Origin of the sequence: Microbacterium sp. CFBP 13617, assembly GCF_014839445.1 — a bacterium.
Lineage (GTDB): Bacteria > Actinomycetota > Actinomycetes > Actinomycetales > Microbacteriaceae > Microbacterium.
The window spans coordinates 306,198-322,477 of the sequence record NZ_JACYNW010000001.1 but is presented as its reverse complement, the minus strand read 5'-3'; the positions used below and the strand labels follow the sequence as shown (position 1 = coordinate 322,477).

The following is a 16,280-nucleotide window of genomic DNA, read 5'->3' as shown; positions in this document are numbered from 1 at the left end:
AGAACTCTCATGCTAGCCGCGCGGCGCCTGCGCCCGCGAGAAGACGGGAGGGGGCGAGGAAGGAGAGACGGCTGAGGTGCATGGGCCCGCGCGCGGTGACGAGGCGGATGTGCGCGGCGCGGACCCGCCGGAGCGGGAGCTCGGCGATGCGTCGATACCCCACGGCGCCGATGGTCAGGACGGTACGGGTCGTGCCGTCCACGTCCTCGAGGTCGACCTGGAGACGGTCGATGAGCTGGCCGCGCGCGATGTCCTCGTCGAGGATCACCCCGTCGATCTCGACGGGCTCGTCCCAGCGCACCGAGACGGTGTCGCCCTCGCGCAGATCCAGCGTCGCGTCCGGCGTGGGCAGATCGACCCGGCGTCCCGCCACGGTCACCGTCGCTCGAGCGGCGCGGTCGCGATCCGCGAGTTCGGCGACGAGAGCGCCCAGCCCCCGGAGCGCCTCGACGTCGGGCGCGGAGATCAGCCCGCTCGCATCGGGCGGGACGTTCAGCAGGAAGCCGCTGTTCCCCCCGACGCTGCGCCGGTAGATGTCGAACAGCTCCGTCGCCGACCGCACCTGCTCATCCTCGGCGGGGTGGTGGAACCACCCGGGGCGGATCGAGGTGTTCACTTCGGCGGGGTACCAGACGAGGTCGTCGTCGGTGGCCTCGAGAGCGGCGCGCGAGCCGAGGTCGTCCTCGTCGGAGCGCACGAGGCGGGCGAACGCCGCATCGTCCTGCTGCTGGGAACGGGATGCCACCCGCTCGGCGTCACGGAGCGAGGCGGGCACCACGCTCCACTCGTCGGCACGGGTGTGCCCGGCCTCGTTGCCGCACCAGCGGACGTCGGGCCCGCAGACGCTGAGGACGGCATCGGGCTGGAGCCGGCGGACGACCTCGTAGTACCGATCCCAGTCGTACGTCTGCACCCGGCCGTCGGGGCCCTCGCCGTTGGCGCCGTCGAGCCAGACGGTCGAGATGGGGCCGTATCCCGTCAGCAGCTCGGTGAGCTGACCGACGAAGAAGTCGTCGTAGGGGGTGCCGCTGCCGTACCGCGCGTCGGTGCGGTCCCAGGGCGACAGGTAGATCCCGAACGCGAGCCCGTGGCGGGCGGCCGCCTCGGCGCTCTCCCGCACGAGATCGCCGCGACCGTCACGCCACGGACTGGTGGCGACGGAGTGGGCGGTGAGCGCGCTCGGCCACAGACAGAAGCCGTCGTGATGCTTGGCCGTGAGGATCACGCCGCGCGCGCCCGAGGCGGCGATGCTCCGCATCCACTGATCCGTGTCGACGCCCGACGGGTCGAACAGAGCGGGGTCCTCGTGGCCGAGGCCCCATTCCCGGTCGGTCACGGTGTTCATCCCGACGTGCAGGAAGGCGGTGAACTCCCGCCGCTGCCACGCCAGTTGGCGCGCGGAGGGGAAGACGCCGGCGGCGGTGCGGACACGGGGCGAGAGGGGTGCGGTCACCGATATCTCCGGTTGTACAGGGCGAGCAGCACGATCAGGCCGAGCAGTGCGGCCATCATCGCGAAGAAGTGGGGCCAGCCGACCGTCTGCTGGTTGACGATGACGATCAGAACGCAGGCGACGGCGACGACGAGGGCGAGGACGCCGGTGACGACCTCGCGGACGTCGATGCTCCGGCGGCGGGGCTCGGGAGCGGTCATTTGATTCCTCCTCCTCCCACCGACTGCAGCAGTCGGCGCTGGATGATCGCGTAGAAGACGATGACCGGCACCATCACGATGACCATTCCGGCGTAGAGCACGCCGTAGTCGGCCGCGGCGCGCTGCGCCTGGAACAGGTTCAGCAGACCCACCTGCAGCGTCTTGGAATCACCGGGCACGAGCGTCAGCGAGATGATGAAGTCGTTCCAGTACGCCAAGAAGTTGAACAGCAGCGCGGTGCTGATCGCCGGCAGCGCCAGGGGCAGCATCACCGACACCATCGTGCGAAAGCGTGAGCTGCCGTCCAGCATCGCGGCCTCTTCGTACTCGACCGGGATGGTGCGGAAGAAGGTCGACAGCAGATAGATCGTGAACGGCAGCGACGTGGCCGCGTAGACCAGCGCCAGCACGGCCAGGTTGTCGATGAAGACACCCTCGGGGAAGAGTCCGCGCAGGGCGCGGTCCCATCCCAACAGCTGCAGGAAGATCGGAACGACGATGTAGTTCACGTTGATGAACAGCCCGGCGAGGATGGCGACCTCGAGCACGGACTTGCCGCGGAACTCGAATCGCGCGAGCACGTAGGCCGCCGGCACCGCCACGACGAGCGAGATGGCCAGGGCCAGCACGGTGACGAAGATCGAGTTGACGAAGTAGTCGCCCATGCGCGCGTTGACGAAGGCGTCGACGAAGTTCTGCACGTGCACGCCCAGGGGGAGGGCCCACGGGTCGCCGTAGAACTCCGGTCGGGTCTTGACGGATGCCATGAACACCCACGCGGTGGGCACGATGATCGCCGCGCACAGGGCGATCATCACCACGTTGACGATCGTCCGGTTCAGGCGACCGCCGGCCCGGGCGGAGCCGGGGCGGACGGGGACGAGTCGTCGTCGCGGTGTCGACGCCGCAGCGTCGGGGCGGACGGGGGTGAGGTTCAGAGCCATCAGAACTGGTAGACCTCTCGCTTGGTGGCGCGGTTGATGATCAGCGCGAGCACGAACGAGAACACGAAGATCACCACGCCGATCGCCATGCCGTAGCCGTAGCTGGAGTTGGTGTACGCCTGCCGGTACATGTAGTTGAGCAGCACGTCGGACGAGCCGTTCGGTCCGCCGTCGGTCAGGGCCCGCACGAGGACGAAGGCCAGGTTGATCGACGAGATGATGAAGAACGTCAGCGTCGTACGCAGCGTGCTCCACACCAACGGCAGGGTGATCGTGAAGAAGGTGCGCACGGGACCGGAACCGTCGATCGCCGCGGCCTCGTAGACCTCGGCCGGGATCGAGCTCATCCCCGCGAGGTAGAGCAGGACGTAGTAGCCGATGGACTGCCACAGCATCGCGATGGCGATGCTGTACATGATGATGCCCTCGTTCCCCAGCCACACCTGCGTGAGGTGGCCGAGACCGATCGCGGACAGGAAGTTGTTCAGCAGGCCGCTCTGCTGGTCGTAGACCGCCGAGAAGATGGCCGCGACCACGACGATCGAGAGCACGCTCGGCAGGTACAGCACGAAGCGGTAGAAGTTGCGCGCCTTCAGACGCGGGTTCATGAGCAGCGCGGCGAGGGTGAGCGCGCCGGCCATGGTGACGATCGTCACGACGACCAGCAGCAGCAGGGTGTTCTGCAGCGACCGGAGGAACTGGGTGTCACCGGCCAGCGCGACGAAGTTGTCGAAGCCGATGAATCGGGCGGTGCCGGTGAAGCCGGTCCATTGGAAGAGCGACATGCGGAAGACGTCGACGGTGGGGATCACCATGAACACGACATAGAGGAGGAACGCCGGGGTCAGGCACAGGAAGACGAAGCGACCTCGACCGCGCGTGAGTGCGGAGGAACGACGGGACATGGGGGCCTCTCGGGGAGCGAACACCGGTCGCCCGCCGGCGGAGTGCGGCGGGCGACCGGTGGGGGGAGACTACTTCGCGGCGGCGCCGAGGCGGTTGCTCGCCTCGTTCACCTGGTCCTGCCACTGGTCGAGAGTGACTGTTCCGTTGATGATGCTGTTCGCGGTGTCGAAGAGCGTGGCCTTCAGGTCGACGCCGGGCACCGGCTCGGTGGCGGCGAAACCGCCGACGAGTGCCGTCACATCCGGTTCGCTGTAGGCCGCGTAGAACTCGGCCGAGTCGCCCGACAGGGTGTCGGCCAGGCCGGTGATCGGCTGGACGGCGCCGGTCTCGGCGAAGATCGCGGCCGCCTTGTCGGAGTACAGGAACGCGATGAAGTCCTTCGCCGCGTCCTTGTTGCTCGCGCCGCTGGGAACCCAGGCGTTCTCGACGAACGTCGTCAGGTAACGGTCGCCGCCGGTCGTCACGGCCGGCACGGGTGCCAGGCCCCAGGCGAAGCCGTCGGCGCGGGGCGCGTCCTTCATCTCGTTCGCGATCCAGGTGCCGTTGGGCATGAACAGCGCGGTGTCGTCGAGGATCGTCTGCTGGTTCTTCGTGAAGTCCTGGCCATTGGCGTAGCCGACGGTCGACGGGGCGGTGTAGTCGGTGAGCAGCTTCGTGGTCAGCTCGAGGGCTTCTCGAGCCTCGGGCTGCTCCCACACGTTCTCTTTGTAGGTGACGACGTCGCGGTAGAAGTCGTCGCCGCCGATCGAGGACAGCAGGGCGAAGAAGTAGGAGTCCAGGTAACCCGCGGTCGGGTACGTGAACAGCGAGATCCCCTCGGCCTTGGCCGTGTCGCCCAGCGCGAACAGGTCGTCCCACGTGGTCGGCACCTCCCAGCCCTTCTGCTCGAACAGGCCCTTGTTGTAGACCAGGCCGGTCGGCGAGGCGTACATCGGCATCAGGTAGACCTGGTCGTCGCCGTAGGGGTTGGTGTTGAGGTTTCCGACGATGCCCTCGGTGAGCTTCGAGCCGACGGTCACGTCTTCGCCCGGGACGGTCTCGTCGAGGACGCTCGTGAGGTCCTCGAGACCGCGGTCGCGGATGAAGCCCTCGGTGAAGCCCTCCTTGGCGCCCTGGCCGAGGATGACCACGTCGGGGAAGTCGCCGGCGGCGACCTGGGGCGTGAGCTCCTGGGCGAGGGTCTTGCTCGTCGTCAGTTCGATGGTCACGTCGGGAGCGACCTCTTTGTAGGCGTCGACGACCTGCTGGTACATCTCGGAGCCGTAGCCGCCCTCGAACGCCGCAACCTTCAGCGTGCCCGCGGAGCCGCTGCCGGACGCGTCGGTCTGTCCGCCGGCGCAGCCGGCGAGGAGGCCGATCGTGGTGAGCATCGCCACCGCTCCGGCGAGTGTGGTCTTCTTCACGAGATTCCTTTCGGGTGGTGCGCCGACCGGTTCGGGTTCGAGCCGGCGCAGATGCTGCGTCGCAGCGATGAACTTCTTCGTTTCATGCCCAGTGGTGCTCGGGTGTGACCATGATGGCAGCAATTGGCATCGATGACAACTGCCATCAATCCGTTGTGTTCCGACCGTTACGAAACGGAAATGACGGCCGAAGTTCTCGTCATGACCCACGTTGCGCGGGCGGGTGCCGGGGTCGGCGGCGGGGTGCCCGGCGACATCGACGGCGCAAGGGAAAGCGGCGTCACGTCGACATCGACGAAGACGGCGCTGCGGCCCGTGGACGCCAGGGGGGGTGAGGCACCGCTCACGACGATGCCACCGGCTACCGCGGCGATGACGAGCACCGCGAGCCCCGCGTTCGTCATCGAGCCCTGACGCCGACCTTCTTCACGCGCCTCGTCGACCATCCGGGCAACGGTCTTCCTCCGTGTGGTGCCTCGCCATCTCAGCAGCACGACCGCCAGAGCGAGCGTCGCGAGCAGCAGCAGATGGCTCCACGGGATCGTTGCGACGGTCGTCTGCGCGCTGCCGGTGGCCTCGCGAAGCGGTTCGGTGCCGCCGACGGCGAGGGATGCCGCCGTCGTGCGCACCTGCGTCGAGAAAGCGGGCCACACCTCGGGCATGACGGTGGTGATCGTGCGCGACTCGCCCGGGGCGAACTCCGCGATCTGCGCGGGCGTCGTGTCGGTGGCGAAAAGTCCGAGGGGGCCGGATGAGGTGACGCGGGGGAGCGCCCCGATCCGGGTGTTGCCGGAGTTCACGATCGTGGCCGTGACGGTGAGCGAGCCCGGAAGGAACGGGTTCCACGACGGGCTGTACACCGCCTGCTGGTCGGCCACCGACAGTGCCGGCGCGAGGTCGCCGCGCACCCGTGTCATCACACGGAAGCCGACCCGCGATTCCACGCCGATCGTGCTGTCACCCGTGAGGATTCCTGCGGCGACGCCGGCGGGGTGGTCGCCGGGAGTCGCGTTCGCCGGCACGTCCACCGTGAAGGGCACGATGACGCTGTCCCCGGCTCCGACCTCGACGGACTCGGCGATCGTGATCCAGGTCCCGGCGTCGACGGACGCCTCGTCGGCGGGGAGCATGGTGAATCGACCCGAGTCGGTGAAGTAGCCGTCCGCGGCGCTCAGGCGGAAGACGACATCGCTCCCGCCTCGGTTGGTGATCATCATGTGCTCGGTGACGGACTGACCGGCATCCAGGGTCAGCTCCGTCCACGCCTCTCCCGTGGCCGAGCTCGCGTCGGCCGGCTCCACCGACCAGGTGACGGTGTCGGAGGCGTCCGCCGGAGCCTGAGCGCGGGCGGGGCCCGCGGCGCCGACCGGCGAGACGGCGAGCAGAGTCGCGCCGAGCACGATCGCGGCCGCGCGGGACAAGAGGGGGGAGATCATGACGGTTCCAGAGCGTCCGACCCGGTCCCTTCGTCGACCGGGCCGGACACGAGAGGTCACTCGAAGAGCGACAGGGTGATGGTGGACGAGTACTGACCGGCGGCGACGGTCGCGGGCACACGAAGGGTCAGATCCGCCGTGGCCGTCGAGCTGACGCCGCCCTCGGGAAGGGCGTCGGCGTCGCTGAGGTAGAGCAGCTCCTGGTCCTTCAGGCCGCGGCTCTGCTCGCTACCGACGTCGCCCTGCAGCGCTCCGTCGACGTCGCCGCCGACCGAGATCGCATCTTCGTCTCCGCTGACCAGGCGCGGGCTCCACCCGAGGTACTTCGCGTCGATGACGCCGCCGTCGGCGGTGGTGAACTCGCTGGCCGACCCGAGCACCGACCACTGCGCGCCGTCTGCCGTCTGCTCCGCGTCGCGGGTGTCGGTCACCGTCACCTGCGGCAGGACGCCGGTGAACTGGCGGACGTCTCCCGTCGACCCCTGTTCGGTGAGCGTCGCGCGACCGGGCGTGACGGTCAGCACGAGGTCGCCGGGGCCTTCCTGCGGCGTGATCTCGACGTCGATGCCGACCTGACCGTCGTCCACCGGATCCGCGGCGACCGCCGCGATCGCGGCGCCACCGGTCGTCATGAGCGTGGCCGCCAGCACGGCGAGTCCCACGCGTGTGGTGTTCTTCATGTTCTCTCCTGGGATGTTCGGGTGCCGGACGCGCACGGGCGAGCCGTCCGGAAGGTCGGGCGGGGGCGTCGCCGCCCCCGCCCGACCCGTCAGTTCTGTGCGCCGTAGGAGGCCTGGACGCTCGTGGTGACCTTCTTGCCGTCCACGGTCGCGGTGGCCGTCACCGTGGCCGCGCCCGCCGGGATCGACGACTTCGCCGAGTTGACCGACACGCTCACCTTCTGGCCCGGCTGCACCGTCGCGAACGACTTCTTGCCGTACGTCGTGACGACGTCGATGCGCACGGGCACCGTCGAACGGTTCACCGCGGCGACCGTGACGTACGCCTTGCCGCCCAGTTTCCGGGTGGATGCCGTCGCCTCGACCGAAAGCGGGTTCACTGCCGCGATGGCCGCCTTCAGGGTGGTCGTCGCGTTCGTGATGGCCGTTTGGGTGACGGTGTCGTTGCCCGAACCGGCGCGCGTGCGGTTCGCGGCGTCGAGGACGCTCTGAGCCGCCTGCTTCTCCTTCTGAAGGGCGACGTGCGCGGCGGAGGTGCCCGGCGCGATGGAGGACGCCGTCGCCAATGCCTTCTCGAGTTCGGTGGTGTCGCCGATCTCGATCGACACTCGCGACGTCTTGTTCGAGGCGAAGTCGAACACGATGCCGGAGCTGCCCAGGGCCTTGTCGGCGAAGAACGCGGGGGTGAGGGTGTAGACCTTCACGCCGGCGTCATCGGTGACGGTGTAGTCCGCGGCATCCAGGCTGCCCACCAAGGCACCGGAGGTCGTGACGTATCCGAGCGATCGCACCGTGTCTCCGCCGAGCTCGACTCGGTACGACACGGTGTTGCGCGCGGACGATGCCTGCGAGGCGTTGCGATCGTAGAAGCCCGCCGCGGGGGTCACCACGGGGTTGGTCTGCACGGTGCCGTTGTCGTAGACCGCGATCTCGCGCAGGGTCGGTGCGTAGATCTGGCCGGTCTTGATGCCCGCGATCGACAGGCGCAGCTTGCTGCTGGTCTGCGGATCGAAGCGCACGACCTTGTCGGAGCCGACACCGTCGCCCGACGCGAACGTGACCCACGAACCGGTCGATGTGTCCCAGCGCTGGAGCGAGAAGGCGGCGATGCGCGCGTCGGTGCCCGAGTCGGTGAACTCCGACAGGTCGACCTCGTCGAAGCGTGTGGCTGCGCCGAAGTCGATGTCGATCGTGAGGGGGTAGGTGGCGTCGTCCGCCGCCGCCCACCGCGTGCTCGGGTCGCCGTCGACGAGGTTCGCGGCCTTGAGCGCGAAGTTGTTGTGCGGGTGGGTGGAGCTGGCGACCGCCGGCTTTCCGAGCGCGAGGTTCGTGCGCGTGTCGACGCCCTCGTTCTCGATCGGGTCGGTGTCGACCGGCGCCGTGACGACGGTGCCGCGCGCAGCTTCGAAGAGGCCGATGTCGGGTGCCGAGCCGCGGTAGTTGGGGCTTCCGAAGAAGTCCGTCGTGCCGATGCGCTCGTTGTAGCGGCCCGTGTCGATGAGGGGCGAGGTGTCTCTCAGCGCGAACAGGCCGGCCGACTGGCGGATGTTCTCCACTCCCGCGTTGCGCGCGTAGTCGGCGACGTTCCCCGTGAACTGCGGGTCGGCGGTGATGGCCGCGTCGTCCTTCGGCTGCTTCGGCGAGGGGGTGCCGCCGGTCTCGAAGTAGGCGTTGTTCGAGAACACGCCGAGGTCGAGCGCACCGTCCTTGCGGTACCAGTTCGTCGGTGTCGTGGAGGTGTTGTAGAAGACGTTGTTGAAGAAGTACACCCGGCTCTTCAAGACCTCGTCGTGGAACGACTGCAGTTTGCTGCCGTCGTAGACGAAGACGTTGTTCGACACGTACGTCGGCGAGTAGTTCGTCGACAGCATGTTCTTCCAGATCACGCCGTTGTCGTTGACCGAAAGGTTGTAGCGCGCGATGGCGTTGCTGCTGTTGCCCATGTAGGCCATCCAGCCGCCCTCGTTGTCGTGCGAGTAGTTGTACTCGTACGTGACGTTGAAGTTGGTGAACTCGAGGTCCCACGGGGTGGCGTCGTACTCGTTCGCCGGGCCGCCGTAGATCTCGTTGAAGCGCATGACCGAGTCGGCACCGGCCCAGAGGTACAGGCCGGCCGACACCTGGTTGTACCGCTCCAGCCAACCGTTGGCCTCGTTGTACTCCGCCAGCAGCCGCTGCGTGTTCGCGAACTGGAAGGGGCCCTGGCCGATGCTCTCGGCGTAGTTGTGCCCGATGTAGACGTCACGGCTGTAGAGGTCCTGGTCGCGGACCCACAGCTGCTCCCACCCCTCGTGGAACTTGCCGGTCGCGTCGGTGGTGCCCTGGGCGTCGCCGAACCAGTTGAAGGCGAACTGCACCGCGTGCAGCTCCACGTCGGTGAAGGTGTTGTTCTCGATCCGAATGTCCTGGAAGTGGTAGCCGCCCTTGCCGTACGCGGTCCACTGCTGTGATCCGAAGACCTGGAAGTTGACGCCGCCGTAGTGGATGCGCTGCCAGCTGCTGGGGCCGTCGATGTTGTGCACGTCGAGGTTCGAGATGCGGATGCCGTCCATCACGGTGTCGGCGCCGGGAGCCAGTTTGTCGGCGTTGATCGACACCGAGACGCCGTCGCGCACGAAACTGCCGCTCGTGATGTCGGTGGCGAAGTCATCGTCATTGGACAACTCGAGGTTGGCGATGTGCACGTACTCCTGGTTGCGCAGGTTCACCGCGCCGGTCAGGCCCACCGTGTCGGGGTTCTTCAGGCCGTTCGATGAGAAGGGGGACGTGACCTTGCCGTTCGTGCGGATGTACGGCAGTCCCGCCGCTTGGTCGCCGTACGCGTCAATGACGATCGGCTTCCCCGCGGTGCCCGACCCCTTGGGCCAGAGCTGCTGGTCGGCCCACGTCTCGCCGCCCTTGAGCAGGATGCGGTCTCCGGGCTGGAAGGTGGTCGAGTTGACCCGGGCGAGGCTCTTCCACGCTCGATCGCGGGCGGTGCCCGAGGCGGTGTCGACGCCGGTGGTGGCGTCGACGAAATAGTCGGTGCCGCCGTAGGGGTTGGCGGCGTTGCCGGCCCATGCGGCGGCGTCGTCTCGCCCGACGGCGCTGGCCGCGGGGACGACAGCCCCCCAGACCAGGGCCGAGGCGGCGGCGGTGGCGACGGCGTAACGGAACCAGTGGCTCCGTCGTCGTGCGTGTGTCACGGGACTTCTCCTTCGGTAGGGGTGGTGCAGATGGGGGAGCGGGTCAGGGGCCGGCGACGACCTGGGCGGACCGGGCGTCGGCGATGAGGGCGTCGAGGTGTTCGCCCACGAGCACCGTGCGGATGCGCGTGGCGTAGTGCGCGTACGCGGCTTCGGTGTCGAACGTCCGCCCGTCGAGCCGGTAGGCGACCCAGGTGCCGCGTTCGGAGAACGGGCCGAGGAGGGCTCCGTCGGGGGCGGCGACGATGGCGGCGGTGGCCTCGGGGCTGAGCGTCGCAGCCGCCAGCTCCTCGGGGGTCACGGTCACTGCCTCGCCCGGGGATGCGCCGAACACCCGCGCCGCGTCGCCGATGCGGATCGCTTCGGAGGCGGCGGCGTCGGGGCCGCCGTCGGCGGCCGGGGGCACCTCGACGCGGGTCAGAGAATAGCTCGTGGCGGCGTCGGCCCACTGCCCGGGGTCGGCGTCGAACCGGGCGCGGACTTCGGCGTCGCTCACGGCGACGGCGGCCGCGCCCGATTCGAGCCGCGAGAGCGTCGCCTGGCGGATGTCGCTGAGGGACTTGCCGTAGAACGATGCGGCCTCGTACGTCACCGGTCCGTACAGCACGCCGCCCGCGGTCGCCGTCGATTCACGCTGTCCGTTGACGTCGTCGAGAAGGCCGAGGATGTCGTCGGGTCGAGTCACGTCGCTCGCGCCGACCGAGCGCGCGACGGTGAAGAGCGCGAAGTCGTCTCGGAGCTCGTCGAGACCTGCGTCGGGGTCGGTGCCGTCGGCGCCGGCGCGCTCGGCGCGCACGGCACCGAGTGCGAGCTCTGCGTCGGACACCTGTACGTCGTCGATCCGAGGCGCAGCGACGGACGCCGCGCTGCCGACGCCGACGCCGACGACGACGGCGACGACGGCTGCCACGACGAGAGCGACTCCCAGACCTGTGCGGGACGGGCGGCGAACGCGGAGAGGGCGCGAGGTGAGGTGGGGCATCTTCGTCCTTCCAACGGTGGCATGATGATGACACAGAATGATATGGATAACAATGACTGAACAAAGAGCGTGAGGGGGAGCTCGTGACAGACCGAGGATCCGGGCGGGGCGTGTACGCCGGCGTCGACGTCGGGGGGACCAAGACCGCCGCGGTCGTCATGAACGAGGAGGGAGAGGTGCTCGGTCGCGCACGGCGCCCCACCCGACCCGGGGACTCGGGGGTCGTGGAGTCGGTGGTCGCGGCGATCGCCGATGCGCGACGGCTCGCCGGCATCACGGCCCCGCTGCGCGCGGCGGGAGTGGGCGTACCGGGGGCGGTGGACCCCGTTCGCGGCTTCGTCGGTCGCGCCGTCAACATCGGCCTCGACGGCTTCGCGCTCGCCGATGCCGCGGCAGCTGCGCTCGGTGTTCCCGTGCGCGTCGACAACGACGTCACCCTGGCCGCACAGGGCCTCGCGCACCGTCTGGGAGAGACGTCGTTGGCACTGATCAACCTCGGAACGGGCTTCGGAGTGGGCGTCGTGCTCGACGGCGCCGCCTTGCGCGGGCATCGGGGTGCAGCCGGGGAGATCGGTCACCTCCCCTTCGACCCGCGGGGGAGCCGGTGCGGGTGCGGCCTCGTCGGGTGCCTGGAGCTCTCGGCGTCCGGAGGTGCGCTCGCCCGCGCCGCGGGAGGTCGCAGCGTCCCCCGGCTCTTCTCCGACGCCGCGGCGGGGGAGGCGTCCAGCGCGACCGCCGTCGAGGCGTTCTGCGCGGCGCTCGCGCTGGGTCTTCGCATCGTCGTGCAGGCGTACGACGTCGACACGGTGGCTCTGGGCGGCGGCGTCTTCGCCTCGCAGGCGATGTTCATGCCGCGGGTGCGCGCCATCATCGACGACCAGGCCGCGTCGTCATCCTTCCTCCGCGACCTTCGCATCACGGAGCGCCTTCGCGTCGTGGACGACACGTCGTCGTCCGCCGCCGAGGGCGCCGCGAACTGGGTGCGAGAGTCGTCGACGATCACCTGAGCGTCGGTCGGCGACCGCGCGCGACGCCACCGGGACGTCGGGTCACACCACCAGCCGGTACCCCATCCCCTGCTCCGTCAGCAGGTGCACGGGCGCCGAGGGATCGGCCTCGAGCTTCTTGCGCAGCTGCGACATGTACAGCCGCAGGTAGCCGCTGTCGGCGACCTGCTCGCTGGCCCAGATCTCTTTCAGCAGCGTCTGCCGGGTGACGAGCGAGCCGGGGTTGCGGGCGAGGAACTCCAGCATGCGCCACTCGGTCGGGGTCAGGTGCACGCGGGTGCCGTTACGCAGCACGGCCTTCGCGGCCAGGTCGACCTCGACCGCGCCGAAGCGCACGATCGCCTCGCCCGAGGCCGGCGTGACCCGCCGGGCGTGCACCCGCAGTCGGGCGAGCAGCTCGTCGATCTGGAACGGTTTGGTCACGTAGTCGTCGGCGCCGGCGTCGAGCGCATCGACCTTGTCGGCCGAACCGGTGCGGCCCGACACGACGATGATCGGCACGCTCGTCCAGCCGCGCAGCGCCTGGATCACCTGCACGCCGTCGAGGTGCGGCATCCCGAGGTCGAGCAGCACGATGTCGGGATGCGATTGAGCGGCGAGCGTGATGGCCGCGGCACCGTCGGCCGCGGCGACGACGTCGTACCCGTGGGCGGCGAGGGTGATGCGCAGGGCGCGCACCAACTGCGGGTCGTCGTCGGCGATGAGCACCTTCACGGCGTCCTCCTTCGGATGGCGGATGCCACCGACACCGCGCTCTGGTCGGCACCGGCCGCGTCGCCGCCCTCGACGGGGAGGGCGATCACCATCGTGAGTCCGCCGCCGGGGGTGTCTTCGGGGGTGAGGGTGCCGCCCATGCCTTCGGCGAAGCCGCGCGAGAGGGCGAGACCGAGGCCCAGCCCCGCGGTGTTGTCGGTGTCACCGAGGCGCTGGAAGGGCGCGAACATGTCGTCGCGCCGTTCGGCCGCGATGCCCGGTCCGTGATCGATCACGCGGATCTCGGCCGTACCGCTGAGGCGGCTGGTGGCGATGCGCACCCGGGTACCCGCGGGCGAGTAGCGATCGGCGTTGGCGAGCACGTTCACGAGCACGCGCTGCAGCAGCACGCCGTCGGCGCGCAGGGCCGGCAGGTCGGGGTCGAGCGCGAGCTCCACCTCGTCGGGACCGAGGCCGAGCTCGTCGAGGGCGGCGATCACGACGTCGGCGGCGTCGACGGGGGCGAGCGACACGGCGAGCACCCCGGCCTGCACGCGGCTGACGTCGAGCAGGTCGGTCACCAGCAGCGACAGCGTCGCCAGGCTCTCGTCGGCGGTCTCGATCAACTCGCGGCGGTCGCTGTCGGAGAGCTGGTCGCCGGCGGCGCGAAGCCCCCCGAGCGCCGCGACGGCCGACGCCAGGGGTCGGCGGAGGTCGTGGCTGACGGCCGACAGCAGGGCCGTGCGCACCTGGTCGGTCTCGGCGAGGGCTCCGGCTTCGGCGGCGGTCTCGGCCAGGTCGGTGCGTTCGAGGGCGGCGGCCAGCTGCGCGACGACCACGTCGAGCAGTCGGCGCTCGCTCGCGTCGAGATCGCGGCCGTGCAGCTCGAGCATCGCCCGGTCGGCACCCACCGGCACGGTGGTCGACCGATCGTCGCGCACCGGCTCGCCGTCGGTGGCGATGACCTGACCGTCGGCGGTGATCAGGCGCACGCCCGCGAGACCGAACGCCTCGCGCGCGCGGCTGATCAGGGCGGGGACCGCGCTCTCGCCCCGCAGCACGCTGCCGGCGACCGTGGCGAGAAGCTCTGCCTCGGCCGAGGCGCGGCGGGCGGCGCGGGCGCGACGGGCGGCCTGGTCGACGACGATGCTCACCAGCATCGCGATGATCACGTAGAGCACGAGGGCGATCGCGTGCACGGGATCGCTGATGGTGACGGTGTAGAGCGGGGCGATGAAGAGGAAGTCGAGGGTCACGCCCGACAGCACCGCGGCGAACACCGCCGGCCAGATGCCGCCGATCAGCGCCACGATCACCACGAGCAGCTGGTACGCCAGCACGTCGGTGGTGATCGAGTCGTCGGAACCGGTCGACAGCAGCAGGAGCGAGATGAGGGGGCCGCCGACGAGCGCGGTGACGAACCCCAGGATGCGACGCTTCGCGCTGAGCGCGGGCCCGGTCAGGCGGGGGAGGGCGAACCGCCCGCCGGCGCGCGCGTGGTTGACGATGTGCACATCGATGTCGCCGGAGGCGCGGATGACGGTGGCGCCGATGCCGGGACCGGTGAGGGCCGCGCCCAGCCGTCCGCGGCGGCTGACGCCGATCACGAGCTGCGAGGCATTGACCGACCGCGCGAAGTCGACGAGGGCGGTGGCGACGTCGTCGCCGACGACCTGGTGGTACGAGCCGCCGAGCTGCTCGACGAGGGCCCGCTGTGCGTCGAGGGCGCCGGGCGTGCTCGCCCGCAGGCCGTCCTGCGTCGACACGTGCACGGCGAGCAGCTCGCCTCCGGCCGAGCGGGCGGCGATCCGCGCGCCGCGCCGCAGCAGGGTCTCGCCCTCGGGGCCGCCGGTGAGGGCCACGACCACGCGCTCGCGCGCCTGCCACGACCCCTCGATGCCCTGCTCGACGCGGTAGCGCTGCAGGGCCGAGTCGACCTCGTCGGCGAGCCACAGCAGGGCCAGTTCGCGGAGCGCCGTGAGATTGCCCAGACGGAAGTAGTTCGACAGGGCGGCGTCGATGCGCTCGGCGGGGTACACCGACCCCGCCGACAGGCGGTCGCGCAGGGACTGCGGCGCCAGGTCGACGACCTCGATCTGGTCGGCGGCGCGCACCACGGCATCCGGGACCGTCTCGCGCTGCACGACCCCGGTGATCTTCTCGACCACGCCGTTGAGCGAAGCGATGTGCTGCACGTTCAGCGTGGTGATGACGTCGATCCCGGCCGACAGCAGCGCGTCGACGTCGAGCCAGCGCTTGTCGTGGCGCGAGCCCGGGGCGTTGGTGTGCGCGAGCTCGTCGACCAAGGCCAGCGCGGGGCGCCGGTCGAGGACGGCATCCAGGTCCATCTCGTCGAGCGCCACCCCGCGGTGCTCGACGGCGCGGCGGGGCAGCATCTCGAGGCCCTCGGCCTGCGCGGCGGTGGCGGCGCGGCCGTGCGTCTCGACGATCGCGATGACGACGTCGCGGCCCTCGGCGGCGAGCCGACGCCCCTCTTCGAGCATCTCGTAGGTCTTGCCGACGCCGGGCGCGGCCCCGAGCAGCACGCGCAGATGCCCGCGCCTCACGAGGCGCTCCCGTGGCGTCGGTCGCTCGAGATGCCCGACCCCGTGGTCGGGACCGCCCGGTCGCGCGGCGCCGATACCCCGTCGAGTGTCCACGGCACGCCGCGTCCGCGCGCGGCCAGCGGCGTGTTCCGGACACTCGACCGGGGTTGCCCCGACGGGCGACGCACGCGAACCCGCCGTCGCGCACGGAGCGCGACGGCGGGGACCACGACGAGAGCCATGTCAGCGATTCTCGTCGCTCATCGGGCGTCGAGCGCGCGATTGAGCTCGACGACGTTGACGCGCGGGTCGCCGAGGTATCCGAGATCGCGGGGCAGGGTGTGCTCCGCGACGAGGGTCGACACCTCCGACGCCGGGATGCCACGGGCTTCGGCGACCCGCGCGACCTGGCGCTCGGCGTTGGCGACCGAGATGTCGGGGTCCAGTCCCGAGCCCGAGGCGGTCACCGCGTCGGCGGGGATCGTGCCGGCACCGTTCAGGTCGTCGAACGCCGCCTGGTGATCCTGGATCGAGGCGATGAGGTCGCTGTTCTCCGGCCCGAGGTTCGACCCCGTCGAGGCCGAGGAGTCGTACCCCGCGGCCGAGGGACGCGACTGGAAGTACTGCGGCAGGGCGGTGCCGTCGGCATCCTGGAACGACTGGCCGACCAGCTGCGAGCCCTGAACGCTCCCGTCGGCCGAGCGGATGAGCGACCCGTTCGCCGCGAACGGCAGGGCGACCTGGCCGATCGCGGTGATGAGCAGCATGTAGCCGACGCCGAGGACGACGGTGAAGACGAGCATCGCGCGGACGGCGACGCCGGTGGTTCGCAGGGTGGTGCGCAT

General features: G+C 70.0%; 13 protein-coding genes. 1 reads left to right on the top strand and 12 read right to left on the bottom strand.

Features of this window, described 5'->3' with window-relative positions:
* Positions 1 to 7: 7 nt before the first annotated feature.
* From IFU40_RS01290 to IFU40_RS01250, 9 genes are all read right to left on the bottom strand, one after another.
* Entirely contained in the window at positions 8 to 1,453 is a 1,446-nt protein-coding gene (locus IFU40_RS01290; RefSeq protein ID WP_342343453.1) for an alpha-L-fucosidase, read from the bottom strand.
* Positions 1,450 to 1,653 carry a DUF6903 family protein gene (locus tag IFU40_RS01285; protein ID WP_191925118.1) on the bottom strand — a complete coding sequence of 68 codons (204 nt, stop codon included), beginning with the start codon at positions 1,651 to 1,653 and terminating at the stop codon, positions 1,450 to 1,452. The genes IFU40_RS01290 and IFU40_RS01285 overlap by 4 nt, the downstream gene beginning before the upstream one ends.
* A complete protein-coding gene (locus tag IFU40_RS01280; RefSeq protein WP_191925117.1) occupies positions 1,650 to 2,597 on the bottom strand; it encodes a carbohydrate ABC transporter permease in 948 nt (315 codons plus the stop codon). The genes IFU40_RS01285 and IFU40_RS01280 overlap by 4 nt, the downstream gene beginning before the upstream one ends.
* Positions 2,597 to 3,502, bottom strand: a complete 906-nt coding sequence (locus IFU40_RS01275; RefSeq protein ID WP_191925116.1) for a carbohydrate ABC transporter permease — start codon at positions 3,500 to 3,502, stop codon at positions 2,597 to 2,599. The genes IFU40_RS01280 and IFU40_RS01275 overlap by 1 nt, the downstream gene beginning before the upstream one ends.
* Before the next feature lie 69 nt (positions 3,503 to 3,571).
* Positions 3,572 to 4,906 carry a carbohydrate ABC transporter substrate-binding protein gene (locus tag IFU40_RS01270; RefSeq protein ID WP_198424664.1) on the bottom strand — a complete coding sequence of 445 codons (1,335 nt, stop codon included), beginning with the start codon at positions 4,904 to 4,906 and terminating at the stop codon, positions 3,572 to 3,574.
* 167 nt (positions 4,907 to 5,073) lie between these two features.
* Entirely contained in the window at positions 5,074 to 6,342 is a 1,269-nt protein-coding gene (locus tag IFU40_RS01265; protein ID WP_191925115.1) for a COG1470 family protein, read from the bottom strand.
* Between the two features lie 56 nt (positions 6,343 to 6,398).
* Entirely contained in the window at positions 6,399 to 7,022 is a 624-nt protein-coding gene (locus IFU40_RS01260; protein WP_191925114.1) for a hypothetical protein, read from the bottom strand.
* Positions 7,023 to 7,111: 89 nt separating this feature from the next.
* Positions 7,112 to 10,207, bottom strand: coding sequence for a discoidin domain-containing protein (locus IFU40_RS17130; protein ID WP_191925113.1), 3,096 nt, complete (start codon positions 10,205 to 10,207; stop codon positions 7,112 to 7,114).
* 43 nt (positions 10,208 to 10,250) lie between these two features.
* Positions 10,251 to 11,117: a peptidyl-prolyl cis-trans isomerase gene (locus IFU40_RS01250; RefSeq protein ID WP_191925112.1), complete on the bottom strand. Its 867-nt coding sequence runs from the start codon at positions 11,115 to 11,117 to the stop codon at positions 10,251 to 10,253.
* 155 nt (positions 11,118 to 11,272) lie between these two features.
* Between IFU40_RS01250 and IFU40_RS01245 the strand changes: the two genes are divergently transcribed.
* On the top strand, positions 11,273 to 12,196 hold the full coding sequence (locus IFU40_RS01245; RefSeq protein WP_191925111.1) for an ROK family protein: 924 nt from the start codon (positions 11,273 to 11,275) through the stop codon (positions 12,194 to 12,196).
* Positions 12,197 to 12,238: 42 nt separating this feature from the next.
* On the opposite strand, the gene IFU40_RS01240 is transcribed toward IFU40_RS01245, so the two are convergent.
* From IFU40_RS01240 to kdpC, 3 genes are all read right to left on the bottom strand, one after another.
* The gene (locus tag IFU40_RS01240; RefSeq protein ID WP_191925110.1) at positions 12,239 to 12,910 is read right to left on the bottom strand and encodes a response regulator; all 672 of its coding nucleotides are present in this window, start codon (positions 12,908 to 12,910) and stop codon (positions 12,239 to 12,241) included.
* Entirely contained in the window at positions 12,907 to 15,456 is a 2,550-nt protein-coding gene (locus IFU40_RS01235; RefSeq protein ID WP_191925109.1) for a DUF4118 domain-containing protein, read from the bottom strand. The genes IFU40_RS01240 and IFU40_RS01235 overlap by 4 nt, the downstream gene beginning before the upstream one ends.
* Before the next feature lie 239 nt (positions 15,457 to 15,695).
* A complete protein-coding gene (gene kdpC, locus IFU40_RS01230) occupies positions 15,696 to 16,280 on the bottom strand; it encodes a potassium-transporting ATPase subunit KdpC (protein ID WP_191925108.1) in 585 nt (194 codons plus the stop codon).

Bases quoted from the DNA above. Each gene is read 5' to 3' on its own strand.
- IFU40_RS01265 (WP_191925115.1), bottom strand. From the start codon at position 6,342: ATGATCTCCCCCCTCTTGTCCCGCGCGGCCGCGATCGTGCTCGGCGCG.
- IFU40_RS01275 (WP_191925116.1), bottom strand. From the start codon at position 3,502: ATGTCCCGTCGTTCCTCCGCACTCACGCGCGGTCGAGGTCGCTTCGTC.
- kdpC (WP_191925108.1), bottom strand. From the start codon at position 16,280: ATGCGCACCACCCTGCGAACCACCGGCGTCGCCGTCCGCGCGATGCTC.
- IFU40_RS01280 (WP_191925117.1), bottom strand. From the start codon at position 2,597: ATGGCTCTGAACCTCACCCCCGTCCGCCCCGACGCTGCGGCGTCGACA.
- IFU40_RS01260 (WP_191925114.1), bottom strand. From the start codon at position 7,022: ATGAAGAACACCACACGCGTGGGACTCGCCGTGCTGGCGGCCACGCTC.
- IFU40_RS01285 (WP_191925118.1), bottom strand. From the start codon at position 1,653: ATGACCGCTCCCGAGCCCCGCCGCCGGAGCATCGACGTCCGCGAGGTC.